The organism is Haloterrigena alkaliphila, from assembly GCF_017352155.2.
Taxonomy (GTDB): Archaea; Halobacteriota; Halobacteria; order Halobacteriales; family Natrialbaceae; genus Haloterrigena; species Haloterrigena alkaliphila.
Genome location: NZ_CP071462.1, coordinates 1,105,809 through 1,121,354 on the forward strand (window position 1 = coordinate 1,105,809; position 15,546 = coordinate 1,121,354).

The window sequence follows — 15,546 nt, forward strand, 5'->3', positions numbered from 1 at the left end:
ACGAAGGAACGGGTTTCAGGAATCCGAGTGAGGAGATGAGCTACAGGAATCGCAGCAGGGGAACGAGCAACGTCACCATCCAGAGGAGCGCACCGAGTCGGACGAAATCGTGGTCTTCCGGGTCGACCCGCACGGTGTGTGAGGCACCGACGGCGATGAATCCGAGCGCGATCGCCGTCGAGAACCGGTGGACGAAGACGTTGACCGGGAGTCGCGTCACGCCCAGCACGGTGTAATCGAGGAGGATCGCGGTCGCGAAGCCGATCGACCCGGCGGCGAAGGCGGTCGGCCGATCGAGCGACCGCGCGAAGTAGTACGTACAGACCGGCAGACCGACGGCGAGGAACGGATAGAACGCCCCCGCGATGAACCGCGGGTCCACGCCGTGAAGCCGCGTCTCGACGGCGATCGCGCCGAACCGGACGAAGAAGTAGAGCGCGATCAGCGACCCCGCCAACAGCAGCGCGCGCGGGACTCGAGCGGCGACCAGCGCGTCGAGCGGGTTCCGTGAGGAGACCCGGGTCGCCAGCATCGCGCCCGGAAGGAGACCGAGGAACGCGAGGTGGAACGGGGGATCGCCGCCGTCGAGGTCGACGATCGTCACCCAGCCGTCGGCGTCGGAGCCGCGGTCGTTCCCCAGGTGGACGCGCGTGACGTCCGTCACGTAGTGGCGGCCCATGAACTCGCGTTCGACGTACTGCTGTGAGCGCTCGACGCTGTCGACCGTGTGGCTGAGTCGGAACCAGTCCCAGTGTTCGCCGTGGGCCTGAATCGCGGTCCACTCGTCGTCGGGATCGGGCGATTCGTAGGCCCGGATGTGGTGTCGCGAGCCGAGGTAGTCGCCGTCGTGGAGCTGGTAGCTCTCGTCGATCCAGCGCCCGCCGGACGGGTCGCCGTCGGTGGTGGCGTAGAGGTACCGCGTCGAGCCGTCGGCGGTCCCCCAGGCCGTCGACGTGCCGACGCGTTCGTCGGTCCCCGCGTCGCTCACGTCTTCCTCTTCGGGGGCGGTTTCGTTCCACTCGCCGTCGCTTCGCTCCTCCAGGTGCCGGCGCGTCTCCGCCGGATCGCCGCTGACCAACACGTTGATCGCGAGCGTCCGGTCCTCGAACGCCGTCGTCGGGCTCGTGTACGGCCACAGCGACGAATCGTCGCCGGCCGACACCATCGGTTGCCGTCGATCGCTCGCGCCGTCGCCCGGCGACGTGGCGGCGACCGATCCGAGGGCCAGGACGACGAACACGGCGGCCACCGCCCCGAGCGCGATCAGCGTCTGTCGCTCGATAGCCGCTCACCTCCGTTCGCATTCGTTCGCGTGGTCATCGGTAGAACGACGGGGTATCCCCGCCCGTAAGTTACGAATGTCGCTGTCCGGTCCGCTTATAGGTCTTCTCGTCCACTCTGTCGGACCTGATGTAGAAGAATATCCAATTTTCCGACCTGTTCAGCGGGCGAACCGATTTTCGACGAGCGGCCTCAGTCCATCTCCTCGGCCCGACGCGTCGTGAGGACGGGAACCGGCGACGTGCGGATCACTCGCTCCGTGAAGCTTCCGAGCAGGTGGCGATCGATCCCCGTTCGGCCGTGCGTTCCCATGGCGATGAGGTCGATCCCCTTCGCGTCGGCGTAGGAGAGGACCTCACGGGGCACCGACCCGGTCGCGATCGCCGTCGTGACGTCGGTAGCCCCCGCTCGCTCGGCGGTCGCCGCGTCCTCGTCGAGGGTCGCCTGCAGGTCCTCCCGGACCTCTTCGGGGAGTTCGGAATCCTCCGCCTCGAGCACTTCGGGCAGTTCGTCCACGACGGACAGCAAATGTAGCGTCGCGTCGTGTCTGGCGGCCACCGACGCGCCCAGTTCCACCGCCGCCGTCGCGTGGACGCTCCCGTCCGTCGGAACCAGCACGTCTGTGTACGGCAACGGTCGGGTCGCATCGTCGGCCGAACGAACCGTCAGGACCGGAATCTCGCTCCGGTTGACGACGTAGTCCGTGATACTACCGAGAACGTACTCGCTCAGGCCGCGCCGACCGTGGGCGCCCATGACGATCAGGTCGAACGCGACGCTCGTCTCGTCCTCGTCGTTTGACTGTCCATCGGAAACACCGGAAGACACACCGCCGTCTTCCGAGCCATCCGACCGTGGCTCGGAGACCCCGGTCGTCGCGAACTCGACGATCACCTCGCGCGGCTCGCCCTGCACGACGTGCGTGCTGACGGCCACGCCGCGGTCGGCGGCCAGTTCGGCGGCCTCGGAGACGATCTCCTGGCCCTCCTGCTCTAACGTGTCGACGACGTCGGTGCCGAGTCGGGTGAGGCTCGGCTCGTTCGTATCCGCCACGTTGAGGACGTAGACGGTCGCGTCTCGATCGGCGGCGACGTCCAGCGCGTGCTCGAGGGCCGCCGTCGCGGAATCGCTCCCGTCGGTGGGAACGAGAATGCGAGTGGTCATGTGGTGGGTTTGGTTGTGGATCCGCTTACAAGTATGGGGACGCGGACGTGAACGAAATTCGCGACCGACGGAGCGGCGTCGGTCCCACGGACGCCCGTTTCACGGGGTTCGATCGCTCGAGTCGTCGCTCCCGCCCGATCAGCACGGGACTGTCCGTTCGTCGCTCGCGGGACGATCGAGCACGGAACCGCGCGGAGTCACGGAACCGCACGGAGACCCCGGTTAGACGCCCGGAACGCCGACCGCTTCGAAGCCGGTAACCCCGAGGACGGCGAGGGCGTACAGCACGGCCAGGACGGTCACCCAGGCGACGAGACCGATCATCGCCGCGGCGGTCCAGTCGCCGGGATACTGGAAGTTGATCACCGCGATGTACGCCAACAGCGCCAGCAGCGGCCCCAGTAAGGGGATCCATCCGACGACGAAGCCGACGACCGCCCAGACGATCGCCCCGATCACCGCGGTGACGATCGCGTGGTCGTAGTCGTTGGCGCCGACGATGATACGCGCGCCGACGTAGATGCCTAGCGCGCCGATCAGCAGGCTCACGATGAACACGATCGCGGATGCGATTGGACTGGATACAACCATCGTATCGGAATACACGTCAGAAAGCCCGAACAGTCCACTGCTTGCGAGTTCTGTACCGCTATCACCGGAACGGTAGATCTGTCGATAGAGACCGTCAGCCGGCACGATTCCGACCGTATCACAGTCATTGATCTCGACATGCGTTCCACGGTGCCCGACGGTCGACCGTCGACGCGACGGAGAGAATCGACCTGAGCCCGTTCGGTTGACCCGAGTCCGTTCGGTCGACCCGCGAACGCCGCCGACCACCCTCGAGACCGCCGGAACCACGACGTTGATACGGGAGCCCGCCTAGGGTATGGCCATGTCGACCGATCAGGCCCAGAGCGAGGCGGCCGACGACACCTACGAGCAGTTCGAAGAGCGCGTCCGGCGGATCGCGAACGTCTCGAACGCGTCCGGGATCCTCCAGTGGGATCAGGAGGTCGTGATGCCCGACGAGGGGACCCCCGCTCGAGCGCAGCAGCTCTCGACGCTGTCCTCGATCGCGCACGAACTCCTGACGGCCGACGAGACCGGCGAGCTGCTCGCGGAACTGGAGGGAGGCGAGACGACGAAGTCGTCTCGAGAAACGAGCGGTGAAACCGCGAGTAGCGACCTCGACGAGGAGCGGGCCGCGGTCGTCCGCGAGGTCCGGCGGCGCTACGACCGCGAGACCAGCGTCCCGCAGGAACTCGTCGAGGAGATCTCGGAGACGACCGCCAACGCCCACCCGAAGTGGAAACAGGCCAAGGAGAACGACGACTTCGAGACGTTCGCGCCGACGCTCGAGAAACTCGTCGAACTCAAGCGGGAGTACGCGAACCACATCGATCCCGACGCCGACCCCTACGAGGTGCTGTTCTCGGACTACGAGCCGTACATCGACCTCGAGACGGCCGAGCGCGTGCTCGAGCGCCTGCGCGACGAACTGGTGCCGCTGATCGACGCGATCGACGATAGCGACGCCGAGATCGAAACGAACGCCTTCGCGGGCACGTTCGAGGACGACGATCAGGAGGCCCTCGCGCGGGACGTCCTCGATTCGCTGGGCTACGACTGGGGCCGCGGCCGCCTGGACACCGCGCCCCACCCCTTCTCCTCCGGGACGCAGTTCGACGCCCGCGTGACCACGCGCTTCGAGGAGGACGACCTGCTGGGCTCGATCACGTCGACGATCCACGAGTTCGGCCACGCCAACTACACGCAGGGCCTCCCCGACGAGGGGTACGGCACCCCGCTGGGCGAGGCGCGGGACCTCTCGGTTCACGAATCCCAGTCGCGGCTCTGGGAGAACCACGTCGGGCGCTCCCGTCCCTTCTGGGCGCACTTCCTCCCGATCGCCCGCGAGCGCTTCCCCGAACTCGAGGACGTCTCGCCCGAAGCGGCCTACGAGGCCGCCAATCAGGTCCACGACGACAACCTGATCCGGGTCGAGGCGGACGAACTCACCTACCACCTCCACATCGCGATCCGGTTCGAGATCGAACGCGACCTGATCTCGGGGGACCTCGAGGTCGAGGACGTCCCCGACGTCTGGAACGACAAGTACGAGGAGTACCTGGGCGTCCGCCCCGAGACCGACGCGGAGGGCTGCCTGCAGGACATCCACTGGTCCCACGGCTCCTTCGGCTACTTCTCGACGTACTCGCTGGGGTCCGTGCTCGCGGCGCAGTTGTACGCCGCTGCGGAAGACGAACTCGGCGACCTCGACGACGACATCCGCGAGGGCAACTTCGACGAACTCAACGGCTGGCTCCGCGAGAACGTCCACCAGCACGGGAAACGGTACACGACGCAGGAACTGATCGAGCGCGCCACCGGCGAGGAACTGACGGCCGATCCCTTCCTCGAGTACGTGCAGTCGAAGTACGGCGAGCTGTACGGGCTCAACTAATACTGACTCGTCGAGGCGACGTTCGGGCGCGTTTTTCGCTCGGGTCAGCTTTTCTCGTGGGCGCGCGGATCCGCGGCGAACGCACAGTGAGCCGCGGATCGATGACCGCGAGGGATGAGCGAGGGAGCGGAGCGAGTGAGCGAATCGGTTGGGGAGGGTGTGGAAATCACCGTTGCCACGATAGCAGCACGCTCGAGACCGTTCCTCGAGCTATCGTTCTCAGACAGTCGTTCCTCGAGCAAACGATTGCGACGCGGAAGCACGTCTTTCGCGATCAGAACAGCCCCTGACCGAAAACGATCACCGTCATGTTGTTCGCGAACGCGAACAGGCCGACGGCGACGAGCGTTCCCAGAAAGCCCTCGATCCCCACCTGCACGGCCCACTGAAACCGCCGCGGGACGGCCTGTGCGCGAGCGAAGAGCACGGCGAACAGCCCGGCGACCGCTACGGCGATCGCCAGATGGGCCGCGACGACGACCGCGAGGTGGCGGGCCAGCAGCCACGCCATCAGCGGATTCAGTTCGGCCTCGAGGCCGACCGTCGCCGCCGCCGACAGGGAGGTCAGCAGGTCGACGGCCAGCCACAGGAACAAGGCGACCGCGACCCAGTCCCAGTACTCCTCGAGGAGCGGGTCCTCGAGTCGCGGCGTTCGGCCCGTAGAATGGTCGCCGCTCATTGATTGCGCCATCGTTTCGAGAGCGCGGCGATCAAGGTTGTGGCTAGAGTGCGCAGATCGAACCGGAGGGGTGTGGTATGTCGATGGCTGGCGCTCGAGTCCCGTAGTGGCGGAGCGAGTGACGGCCTCGAGTCTCGTAGTAGCGGGATGAGTAACGGCGAGCGTGCTGCTATCGTGGCATCAGGGAATTGCCACGCCCTCCCCAGCCGATTCGCTCACTCGCTGCGCTCCTTCGCTCATCCCTCGCGCAGTTTCGTCTCTCGGTTCGCTATTCGCTCACCGAGACACAGCGCGCGCCACCGCACTCTGGTCTGCCGGTCCGAAGCGAAGCCACAGGTACGCACGCGGCTCGAGCCACCGAAAACAAAATACCGCGGACCCAGTCGCGCGATCAGGTGTGCGGAATCCGGCGCAGCACCGACGCACAGACCCGACGGCGGGTCAGCAGGACCGTGATCGTCAGGACGCTCGCGAGAACGGTAACTGTCCCAACGGCACGCGCGTACCCCTCGAGCGCGGCCACCGCCGACCCGCCCGTTCCGAACAGCCCCAGCGACGCCGCGAGCAGCGCGACGATGCCGACGGCCGGCACCGCCAGCTCCGCGAGCGTCCGGACGACGCTCGGACCGTCCCCCTCGCTCGAGTCGCGCCGGTGGGCGAACCGGACTCGCGCCCCGCCCGTGCGTCCGCGGTTGCGGTGCTTGAACTCGCGCCACTCGTTCGGCGTCGACGCGTGACAGGTCGTCGAGAAGACCACGACGTCGTCGAAGCGATCGGCGAGCGTGTAGAAGTCCCGCCGGAACGCCGAATCCAGCCGGGAGACGATGAGCACGCGGACGTCGTCGACGACCGCGTCGTGGGCCCTCGAGCCGTCGCCCCGGCGCACGTCGGCCTCCGGAAACGCGGCCGAGAGCCGCCGCGCGACGGCGTCCCGGTCGGACGGACTGGTCGAGTAGGTCCAGTTCTCGAGCGCGTCGGCGACCGGCGACGCGCGAACGGTACTGCGGCTGCTGGCGCTGCTGCTCGTCCCCCAATGGCCCCCCATTGTACGAGACAGTTCGGATTTCTTCTATATACGTCTACTGGAACAACTATCGCGAGCCGAGCGTTGAAGCAGCCCTGAACGGCCAGAATGTCGGCACGATACCACCACGCGCCGACGAGCGTCCCGGAACCCGCGCGTTTTAGGGGTCGGCGGACGTGATTTCCGGGTATGACCGACGACGCACTCACGGGGAAAACGGCGATCGTTACGGGCGCGAGTTCGGGAATCGGCGCGGCGACCTGTCGGACCCTCGCGGCAGAAGGAGCAAACGTCGTCCTCGCCGCCCGCAGCGAGGACCGGCTGTCCGACCTCGCCGACGACCTCGAGGCTGACCACGGCGTCGAGACGCTGGTGGTGCCGACGAACGTCCGCGAGGAGGGCGACGTCGACGCGCTGATCGAGGAGACGGTCGAGACGTTCGGCGGAATCGACGTGCTGGTGAACAACGCCGGCCTCTCGCGGGGGAGCGACGTCGCATCGATGAGCACCGAGGAGTACGAGACGATGCAGGAGACCAACGTCGACGGCGTCTTCTACGCGACGCGGGCGGCCATCCCCCACGTCCGCGAGCGCGACGGCCACCTGATCTTCGTCGGGAGCTTCGCGGGCCAGTACCCGCGGTCGTTCAACCCCGTCTACGCCGCCTCGAAGTGGTGGGTCCGCGGGTTCGCCAAGAGCGTGGCGGCGCAGTTGGGTGACGACGACGTCGGCGTCACCGTCGTCAACCCCGCCGAAGTCCGCTCGGAGTTCGAGACGAGCGACGGATCGACCTTCGCTGAGACGTTCGAGGAAGGCGAGGTCAGCGAACCCGAGGAGGTCGCCGAGGTCATCACCTTCGCCGCGAGTCGGGAGCGCTCGAGTCTGAGCGAGATCGACGTCAACCGCCGGGACAAGTTCGCCGACAGCTTCTGAGGGGGAATCGACGGCGGTCGGCCGAGGGCCTACGGTAGTCGGCGATCGTCCGCCCCTCTCCCCCTAAAACGCGGGTAGCAGGTGCCGGGTGCAGACTCACCAGTGGCTGGCACCTCACCTCGCGTATGCGCGTTTCAGTTCCGGGCCTCGAGGGCGTCTACTACGACACCGATACGGGAACGACCGCCCTCGGCGTGGCCCTGACGGCCGCCGGGCGCAAAGCGCCGAAACCGAAGGGGTACGCCGTCCAGTTGCTCCCCTACCTCTGGTCGTTCGACGTCGACCTCCGCGAGGTGCCGAACAACCACCCAATCCAGTACCTCCACCCCGAAGGGGCCCAGAGCATCGGCGAACTCTCGCCCCAACGGGGGGTTCGACAGGCCGGCACCGAACTCGAGTCGGTCCTGCGCTTTATCTGGTCGGTCAATCAGGAGGTCGAGTCGGCGGCGACCGGGCTGTTCGCCACCGACGCGCCCCCGGACGGCGACGAGGTCGTCATCGAGATTCAGGAGGGCAGCGTCAGCGTCGGCGGCGACGAACTCGCGACCGACGAGTTCGACCTCGAGGAGTCGGCGACGGCGGAGACGGATACCGTCACGACCGTCGAGATAGACGACGAGCCGGATACCGGCGACGAGACAAACGCTGGCGGCGAGCCGGACGCTATCGACGAGCCGGACGCTATCGACGAGCCGGACGCTATCGACGAGCCGGACGCTATCGACGAGACGGACGACGACGTCTTCGGTGCCACCGAGGAGCCGCCAGCCGACGACGAGGTCGATGCCGACGACGAGTTCGGGTTCGACGAGGACTCCGACGACGTCGACCCCGACGAACCGTAGAGGCCGCCGTCGCTGTCGCTCACCACCCGCGCTGCCGTTTCACCACTAAGGCGGCCACTCACTATCAGCGCTGCTGTTCACCATCGGTGCCGCCGCTGGGCGTTCACTGATTCGCTGAAAACGATCGCCTCGAGCGAACCGGCGCTTACGCTCCGGCCGACTCGAGCGCGTCTTCGATGTCGTCGCGCTGCGTGACGCCGACGAAGCGTTCGACGATGCCGTCGTCGTTCTCGATGATCAGGGTCGGCAGCGAGCGCACCTGGTACTCGTTGGCAATATCCTGTTGTTCGTCGACGTTTACTTTCTCGACCTCGAATCGGCCCTCCCAGTCGTCCTCGAGTTCCTCGAGGATCGGATCCTGGGTCTTGCAGGGGCCACACCAGTCCGCGTAGAAATCCTTGAGTGTGACAGTCATCGGTTCACCGCTAGTTCCGACGCGTCGCGCATAAGGGTTTCCCACCGGGGTAGGCTTGCCGTGATCGTCGACGCGTCAGTGAACCGCTCACGTGCGTCGGCGCCGACGCGCCAGCATCGATGCGTCGGCGTGCTGGCACTGCGGTACCGTGCGGGACGAAAGATTTAGTTCCCCACGTCCGTAGTGGCGGGTATGGACCGAGGACAGAACAGCGGCGGGCTGATGTCGAGTGCCGGACTCGTCCGATATTTCGACTCCGAAGACTCGAACGCGATCAAGATCGACCCCAAGACGGTCATCGCGACCGGGGTCATGGTCGGCGTCATCGTCCAGCTCCTGACGTTCGTCGCGTAGACCGGCACCGCTATCGCTTTTCAGACCCAGTTTCGCGGCCAGCGGCGGCGTCGACCCGTTCTCCCCCGACGACTCGGGCAGTTCGCCTATATGCTGGCAGTGCCTATCGTCCGTATGAACGAGTCTCCCGGGCTGTTGCCGGCCGCGACGCGTCTCGGCCGGGCCGCGCTGGTCGTCGCCGATCTGACGGCGACCGTCGAGTTCTACCGCGACGTCGTCGGCCTCGCCGTGCTGAACCGCGAGTCGGCGACGACGACGCTCGGCGCCGGTGGCACGCCGCTGCTCGAGGTGCGCCACGACCCCGACGCGTCCCCGCGACCCGACGACGCGGCCGGGCTCTTTCACACCGCGTTCGAGGTCACCAGCCGCGAGGCGTTGGGCGACGCGCTGGAGCGAATCCGGGACCGCTGGGAACTCACGGGCGCCTCCGACCACGGCGTCAGCGAGGCGCTCTACCTGCGCGATCCCGAAGGGAACGGGGTCGAGATCTACCGCGACCGGCCGCGGGCGGAGTGGCCCCGCGACGAGGCGGGCGACCCGCGAATCGGTACGTGGCCGCTGGACCTCGAGGCCGTCGCGGCGGCCGCCGGCGGTGACTCGAGCGACGCAGTGCCGTCGGGGACCACGGTCGGTCACGTCCACCTCGAGGTCGCCTCGCTCGAGGCCGCGCGCTCGTTCTACGTCGAGACGCTCGGCTTCGACGTGAAGACGAGCGTTCCGCAGGCGGTGTTTCTGGCCGCGGGCGACTACCACCACCACCTCGGGGTGAACACCTGGAACGGGCGCTCGAGTCCCGTCGCGGAGGGCCATCGGGGACTCGAGTGGTTCGAACTCGTCGTGCCCTCGAACGACGCACTCGAGTCGATTCGGACCCGGCTGGAGGGCGAGGGCGTCTCGGGTACGGACCTCGAGGACGGCCTCGAGATCACCGATTCGGACGGGATCCGGATTCGGCTTCGAGCGGACTAGGACTCGAGAGGGAGTGTTGCTGAACGCGGAACGAAGCGTTCTGCTATCGTGGCAACAAGGAATCGCCACGCCCTCCCCAGCCGATTCGCTCACTCCGTTCGCTCATCCCTCGCACGGCTTCGTGTCGCGCTTCGCTTCTACTCAGCGCGACACAGCGCGCGCCACCGCGCGTTGTCGGATCGGTCCGTATCGGTCGTCGGGGGACGCGACCTTTTTGGGAGAGCCATCCCTACCGGCGGCCATGTCACTGACCGCCGGCGTCGTCGCCGTCCAGGGCGACGTCGAGGAACACGCCGCCGCCATCGAACGCGCCGCGGAGGCCCGCGGCCGCGACGTGACGGTCCGCGAGATTCGCGACGCGGGGCACGTCCCCGACTGCGACCTGCTGGCGATGCCCGGCGGGGAGTCGACGACCATCTCCCGACTGGTTCACAGCGAGGGCATCGCCCCCGAAATCCGGGACCACGTCGCGGCCGGGAAACCGCTGCTCGCGACCTGCGCCGGCCTGATCGTCGCCTCGAGCGACGCGAACGACGACCGGGTCGACGAACTCGGCCTGCTCGACGTGAGCGTCGAGCGCAACGCCTTCGGCCGCCAGAAGGACAGCTTCGAGGCGCCGCTCGCAGTCGACGGCCTCGAGGACCCCTATCCGGCGGTGTTCATCCGCGCGCCGGCCATCGACGACGTCGGGGGCGGGGACGCCCGGGTGCTCGCCTCGTGGGACGGCCGCCCGGTCGCCGTGAAACAGGGCCCGGTCGTCGGCACCGCCTTCCACCCCGAACTGACCCCCGACAGCCGCATCCACGGGCTGGCCTTCTTCGAGAACGACGACGCGGCGGTGCCCCCGCTCGAGGACGCGTAGGAGGCTCGGGGGCAGGTCGATCGGACCGGAGAACCGTATGCGGAGGCGCGCGCTGTCGGCCGACTGAGCGAAAGCGAAGTCGGGCGACGACAGTGCGCGAGGGATGAGCGAGCGGAGCGAGCGAATCGGCTGGGGAGGGTGTGGAAATCCCCGTTGCCAGTGTGAGCAGCGTACTCGATTCGCACCCTCGAGTGGCGAGTACCGGCGACGTAGTGGGAGTACTGGCACGTCGTTCGGCTTCGAGGTCATCCGCGAAACTCGAGGACTGCACGAATCGCACATCGGAACGTCATCGTCGTGCATGCATTCGCGACCGGACATGTTTTCTCCCTCGCAGGCGAGGGTTACGATATGCAGGCTTCTATCGACGCCGTCCGCGTCGCGGGCACTCCGCAGGGACCGGTTCCAGTGGTGGTCCTCGCCGTCGACGGCGAGGACGACGTGGTCCCGATCTTCATCGGATTCAACGAGGCGACGAGCATCGCCCGCGGCCTCGAGGCCGAGGACATCGGTCGCCCGCTGACCCACGACCTCCTGCTGGACGTCATGGAGGAGCTGGGAAGCCGGATCGAGCGCGTCGTCATCAACGAGATCGAACAACGCAACGACGGGCAGGGCGGGACCTACATCGCCGACCTCCACGTCGAGACGCCCCGCGGCGAGACCGTCATCGACGCCCGACCGAGCGACTCGCTGGCGCTGGCGGCCCGGACGAACGCCGCGATCGAAGTCACCGAGGACGTCTTCGCCGACGGGCGAGACGACAGCAAGAAGTTTTCGGAACTGCAAGATATCCGCGACGTCTCCGGTGAGATGTAAATGGACGACACGCTCGAGGAGCTGTTCGCCGTAATCGAGGATCGCAAGGAAACGCTGCCCGAGGACTCCTACACCGCCTCGCTCTTCACCCACGAGAAGGGCGAGAATGCGGTGCTCGAGAAACTCGGCGAGGAGACGACGGAACTCGTGCTCGCGGCCAAGGACGACGACGAAGACGAGATCGCCTACGAGGCCGCCGACATCGTCTACCACCTGCTGGTCCTGCTCTCGATGAAGGACATGGACCTCGCGGACCTCGAGACGGAACTCGAGGCGCGGCGCTGATCGTTCGCGTCAGGGCACCGATTGCTCGCGGAGCGGACTCCGACCGCCGAACGAGTCGGGATCGTCGGGTCCGACGGCGTCGAGGACCACCGTCTCAGTTCTGTCAGCCCCGCACGGATGGTAAAAGGTTTTCTATGGTACACTTCGGTGCAAAATTGAGCGCGACGACGCACTGACGGGCCGGGTCGATCCGAACCACGTACGGCCACGAGGGAGGATACCGTAATGAGCCGGCAGGTTCGAGACCTACCTATTAGCGGCGAGAACGGTCACTCGACGTGACCGTTCGCGGCCCGAATCGTCACCGCCCACCCGATCTCCGAACGGGCCCTCGTGCTGGCGGCGTTTTTCGCCCCGACCGGGGGCGGGTTTTCCGGCCCCGACCGCGAGCCCGAACCGGCCCCCGCACCCGGCATCGCGACCGACGGGGCGCGCGACGAGGCGGCCGAGTCGACTCGAGAGGGCGACGGCCGCCAGTGGTAAGCGGGCGGCGAACTCGATCGACGACGCACCCGTTGGCTGCGGGTATCGCCACCGAGTGGTCGGTTTTCCCTTGCAGGCGCCCGTCACATCTTGATGCCGACGCGCGTCGGAAAACCGAGTGATGGCGCTTCAACAGATCGACCACGCGGACGACCACATGCAGGAGTGTATCGACAACTGCCTCGAGGCCGCTCAGGTCTGCGAGTGGTGTGCCGACGAGTGCGCGGGCGAGGGCGAGGGGATGGCCCGCTGCGTCCGGCTCTGCCGGGACGTCGCGGACGTCGCCTCGTTGCACGCGCGGTTCATGGCCCGCAACTCCGGCTACCACGAGGAACTGGGCGAGATCTGCGCGGACCTCTGCGAGGAGTGCGCCGAGGAGTGCGAGCAACACGACGACGACCACTGTCAGGCCTGCGCGGAGATCCTCCCGAAGTGCGCCGAGAGCTGTCGCGAGATGGCGTCGGCCTGATTCGAACTAAAAAGGAATTCAAAACCGCCCTCGAGTCGCCGCTCAATACCGCTGGGGTTCGCTCCGGCCCGCACGGCCGGAATTGAGCGCGCCGCCGATCGCACCCGCGATGGCGCTCTCGAGGGCCATCACGACCGAGACGACGACGGCGACGGTGAAGATGCCGAGGCCGGCAGCGCCCGAGATGGCGCCGCCGACGGGGCCGAGCGCCCAGCCGGCGATGCCGACGACGAACGCGAGCAGCAGGCCGGCGAAGATTCCGCCGAAAGCGCCGGCGAGTAGCCCGTGCCAGAAGCCGCTGCCCAGACCGCCCCCGGCGATGTAACCGGCGGCGAAGCCGCCGATCAGGCCCGCGGCGAGTTGGCCGATCCCCGGCAGGGCGAGGCCGAACAGTCCGAGCACGGTCGCGACGAGGAAGCCGATGAACACGGCGCGCCAGTTTGTCATACTAGACGGGAGGCGCCGAGCGACGATAAGAACGCGGCGCGTATACTACGACCGTTGATCAGTGGGGCGGGGTCGCCGCAGTCGCTCGGCGAATCTAGCGACCAGTACCGGTCACAGGATAACGAACGACCTTTTAAGAGAGCGCGTCCTAGCCCTGCGTATGATTTTCGAAGACCTTCCGACGACGCCCACGTCGGAAGAGCTGATCGACAAGGCGTTTTCGCGGGCAGCGCGGGCCGGCAAGGCCAAAGGCGGCCTCGAGGCCCAGCAGTCGATGCTGCAGACGGCGGCCAACATCATCTCGGACAACCTCGAGAACGTCGTCACGGCGTGGCCGGACTTCGCGTACGAGGACGACGTGCATCCGTTCTACTACGAACTCGCGGACGCGATCGTCGACGTGGACGAACTTCGCCAGAGCCTCTCGGAGGTGATGTGGGCCAGCCGGAAGGCCCGAGAGATCCACGAGGAGTACCAGCCCCGCCTGCGCAAGACCGACGTTGACACCGCGCGAAAACACCGAAAACAGGCCTTCGCCCGACTGGCGGACATCGTCGAACAGGTCGACGACGAACTGCGCTACATCAACAAATCGCGCAACGACCTGCGGGATCTGCCGGAGATCGATCCCGACGAGCCGACCATCGTCGTCGCCGGCTATCCGAACGTCGGCAAGTCCTCGTTCGTCAACGACGTCACCAGCGCCCGCGGCGAGACGGCCTCCTACCCCTTCACGACGAAGGGGATCGGCCTCGGCCACTTCGAGCACGAGCACCTCCGCTACCAGCTCGTCGACACGCCGGGGCTGCTCGACCGTCCGCCCGAAGAGCGCAACGAGATCGAGTCCCAGGCGGTCAGCGCCATCGAGCACCTCGCCGACTGCATGCTCGTGATGATCGATCCCAGCGGCGAGTGCGGCTACCCCCTCGCCTCGCAACTGGAGCTCCGGGACTCGATCGTCGCCCAGTTCGAGGACGTGCCCGTCCTGACCGTCGCGAACAAGGTCGATCGCCGGGAGGTCTGGGACGAAGATCTCCTCGACGAACTGAACGCCGACTACACCATGAGCGTCGAGACCGGGGAGGACGTCGATACGGTGCTCGAGGCGGCCATCGAAGCGGTCGACTACGAGCCCGAACTCCCCTTCGAGGGGTAACGTGGGTCGACGGCCCGATTTCGACTCGAGCACGCCATGAGAGGGCCCGGAATCCTCTGGATGCTCCAGACCGCCGCCGGCCTCTCGATGGCCGGCCCGATGTTCGTCGTCGGCGTCAACTTCCTCTGGGACGGCCGTCCAGTCGCCGGAGCCGGCTTTCTCACCCTCGGTGCGCTCGCGCTGTACTTCCCGACCTACCTGCTCAACCGGATCGGCGGGCCCCGAGCGTGGATCCGCCGACGGCTCAGTCGCACCCGCGGTGACGACGCTGGCGACGACGGCTCGCGTTCGGACTCGGACGCGGACGCCAGCACCGGCGGCTCGTCGGTCGGCCTGCTCGAGCGACTCCGCGGTCGGTAATTGTGGCTCCAGTGAGGCGGGGGCCGCCACATTGCAGCTCTGCTACTACGCGACGGTGAACTCGAGCCGATCCCGTGCGCCGTCGATTTCGACGAGGACGCGGTGATCGCCCGGCTCGAGCGACGCCGGGACCGTCAGCTCGAGCACCGACCCTTCGCGCCACGCGGTGTCCGGATACCCGAAGACCGTCGTCCCGTTCGGCTCGACGTACTCGCCGTCCAGAACGAGGTCGACGTCGGCCGGGTCGAGGGAGCCGCCGCCGACGTTCTTGACGTACAGCGTTACCTCGCTGCCGTTGTACGTCGACCCGGCCTCGGCATCGTTGACGACGTCGATTTCGGCGTCGATCGTTGCGACTTTTCTATCGCTCTCGTCCGCGGCAGATTGGGCGTACAGGCCCGTCTCCGTGACGACGACGCCGACGAACATCGTCGAGACGCTGATCACCGCGATGAACAACAGGACGTGGGTGAGGGAGACTCTGACCATCGGCGACGGACGACTCGAGGGGAGGACGGTCTCGGAGCGGCATAG

At 67.1% G+C, this 15,546-nt stretch carries 20 protein-coding genes; 12 read left to right on the forward strand and 8 right to left on the reverse strand.

The window, feature by feature from the left end; translation table 11 throughout:
* Positions 1-40: 40 nt before the first annotated feature.
* The 3 genes from J0X25_RS24240 to J0X25_RS24250 all read right to left on the reverse strand — a co-directional run bounded on the left by J0X25_RS24240 (position 41) and on the right by J0X25_RS24250 (position 3,036).
* Entirely contained in the window at positions 41-1,240 is a 1,200-nt protein-coding gene (locus tag J0X25_RS24240) for a hypothetical protein (protein ID WP_207290123.1), read from the reverse strand.
* Positions 1,241-1,473: 233 nt separating this feature from the next.
* Entirely contained in the window at positions 1,474-2,445 is a 972-nt protein-coding gene (locus J0X25_RS24245) for a universal stress protein (RefSeq protein WP_207290124.1), read from the reverse strand.
* Between the two features lie 222 nt (positions 2,446-2,667).
* Positions 2,668-3,036, reverse strand: a complete 369-nt coding sequence (locus J0X25_RS24250) for a hypothetical protein (RefSeq protein ID WP_207290125.1) — start codon at positions 3,034-3,036, stop codon at positions 2,668-2,670.
* A gap of 304 nt (positions 3,037-3,340) precedes the next feature.
* On the opposite strand from J0X25_RS24250, the gene J0X25_RS24255 reads away from it, so the two are divergent.
* The gene (locus tag J0X25_RS24255) at positions 3,341-4,912 is read left to right on the forward strand and encodes a carboxypeptidase M32 (protein WP_207290126.1); all 1,572 of its coding nucleotides are present in this window, start codon (positions 3,341-3,343) and stop codon (positions 4,910-4,912) included.
* A 274-nt stretch (positions 4,913-5,186) separates the two neighbouring features.
* Here J0X25_RS24255 and J0X25_RS24260 read toward each other — a convergent pair whose 3' ends face one another.
* Both J0X25_RS24260 and J0X25_RS24265 read right to left on the reverse strand, forming a co-directional pair.
* Complete coding sequence (locus tag J0X25_RS24260) at positions 5,187-5,591, reverse strand: hypothetical protein (RefSeq protein WP_207290127.1); 405 nt, start codon at positions 5,589-5,591, stop codon at positions 5,187-5,189.
* Positions 5,592-5,982: 391 nt separating this feature from the next.
* Positions 5,983-6,636 carry a hypothetical protein gene (locus J0X25_RS24265; protein ID WP_207290128.1) on the reverse strand — a complete coding sequence of 218 codons (654 nt, stop codon included), beginning with the start codon at positions 6,634-6,636 and terminating at the stop codon, positions 5,983-5,985.
* Positions 6,637-6,804: 168 nt separating this feature from the next.
* On the opposite strand from J0X25_RS24265, the gene J0X25_RS24270 reads away from it, so the two are divergent.
* Together J0X25_RS24270 and J0X25_RS24275 are read left to right on the forward strand one after the other, a co-directional pair.
* Positions 6,805-7,548 carry an SDR family oxidoreductase gene (locus J0X25_RS24270; protein WP_207290129.1) on the forward strand — a complete coding sequence of 248 codons (744 nt, stop codon included), beginning with the start codon at positions 6,805-6,807 and terminating at the stop codon, positions 7,546-7,548.
* A gap of 125 nt (positions 7,549-7,673) precedes the next feature.
* Complete coding sequence (locus J0X25_RS24275; protein WP_207290130.1) at positions 7,674-8,393, forward strand: ICP22 family protein; 720 nt, start codon at positions 7,674-7,676, stop codon at positions 8,391-8,393.
* Between the two features lie 145 nt (positions 8,394-8,538).
* Here the strand turns inward: J0X25_RS24275 and J0X25_RS24280 are convergent, their stop codons facing one another.
* On the reverse strand, positions 8,539-8,808 hold the full coding sequence (locus tag J0X25_RS24280) for a thioredoxin family protein (RefSeq protein WP_007110841.1): 270 nt from the start codon (positions 8,806-8,808) through the stop codon (positions 8,539-8,541).
* A 192-nt stretch (positions 8,809-9,000) separates the two neighbouring features.
* On the opposite strand from J0X25_RS24280, the gene J0X25_RS24285 reads away from it, so the two are divergent.
* From J0X25_RS24285 to J0X25_RS24315, 7 genes are all read left to right on the forward strand, one after another.
* Entirely contained in the window at positions 9,001-9,162 is a 162-nt protein-coding gene (locus J0X25_RS24285) for a preprotein translocase subunit Sec61beta (protein WP_207290131.1), read from the forward strand.
* A 114-nt stretch (positions 9,163-9,276) separates the two neighbouring features.
* Positions 9,277-10,131, forward strand: a complete 855-nt coding sequence (locus J0X25_RS24290; RefSeq protein WP_207290132.1) for a VOC family protein — start codon at positions 9,277-9,279, stop codon at positions 10,129-10,131.
* A gap of 241 nt (positions 10,132-10,372) precedes the next feature.
* Complete coding sequence (pdxT, locus tag J0X25_RS24295) at positions 10,373-10,993, forward strand: pyridoxal 5'-phosphate synthase glutaminase subunit PdxT (protein WP_207290133.1); 621 nt, start codon at positions 10,373-10,375, stop codon at positions 10,991-10,993.
* Positions 10,994-11,344: 351 nt separating this feature from the next.
* Positions 11,345-11,812 carry a bifunctional nuclease family protein gene (locus tag J0X25_RS24300; protein WP_207290134.1) on the forward strand — a complete coding sequence of 156 codons (468 nt, stop codon included), beginning with the start codon at positions 11,345-11,347 and terminating at the stop codon, positions 11,810-11,812.
* Positions 11,813-12,097: a phosphoribosyl-ATP diphosphatase gene (gene hisE, locus J0X25_RS24305; protein ID WP_207290135.1), complete on the forward strand. Its 285-nt coding sequence runs from the start codon at positions 11,813-11,815 to the stop codon at positions 12,095-12,097.
* A 333-nt stretch (positions 12,098-12,430) separates the two neighbouring features.
* Positions 12,431-12,580, forward strand: a complete 150-nt coding sequence (locus J0X25_RS24310; RefSeq protein ID WP_207290136.1) for a hypothetical protein — start codon at positions 12,431-12,433, stop codon at positions 12,578-12,580.
* Between the two features lie 121 nt (positions 12,581-12,701).
* Complete coding sequence (locus J0X25_RS24315; RefSeq protein WP_207290137.1) at positions 12,702-13,049, forward strand: four-helix bundle copper-binding protein; 348 nt, start codon at positions 12,702-12,704, stop codon at positions 13,047-13,049.
* Positions 13,050-13,091: 42 nt separating this feature from the next.
* Here J0X25_RS24315 and J0X25_RS24320 read toward each other — a convergent pair whose 3' ends face one another.
* Positions 13,092-13,496 carry a DUF5518 domain-containing protein gene (locus J0X25_RS24320; RefSeq protein ID WP_207290138.1) on the reverse strand — a complete coding sequence of 135 codons (405 nt, stop codon included), beginning with the start codon at positions 13,494-13,496 and terminating at the stop codon, positions 13,092-13,094.
* Positions 13,497-13,656: 160 nt separating this feature from the next.
* Here J0X25_RS24320 and J0X25_RS24325 point away from each other — a divergent pair, with 160 nt between their 5' ends.
* Positions 13,657-14,652 carry an NOG1 family protein gene (locus J0X25_RS24325; RefSeq protein ID WP_207290139.1) on the forward strand — a complete coding sequence of 332 codons (996 nt, stop codon included), beginning with the start codon at positions 13,657-13,659 and terminating at the stop codon, positions 14,650-14,652.
* Positions 14,653-14,688: 36 nt separating this feature from the next.
* Positions 14,689-15,012, forward strand: a complete 324-nt coding sequence (locus tag J0X25_RS24330) for a DUF7533 family protein (RefSeq protein WP_207290140.1) — start codon at positions 14,689-14,691, stop codon at positions 15,010-15,012.
* 45 nt (positions 15,013-15,057) lie between these two features.
* Here the strand turns inward: J0X25_RS24330 and arlG are convergent, their stop codons facing one another.
* Positions 15,058-15,501 carry an archaellum stator protein ArlG gene (gene arlG / locus J0X25_RS24335; protein ID WP_207290141.1) on the reverse strand — a complete coding sequence of 148 codons (444 nt, stop codon included), beginning with the start codon at positions 15,499-15,501 and terminating at the stop codon, positions 15,058-15,060.
* Positions 15,502-15,546: the final 45 nt, after the last annotated feature.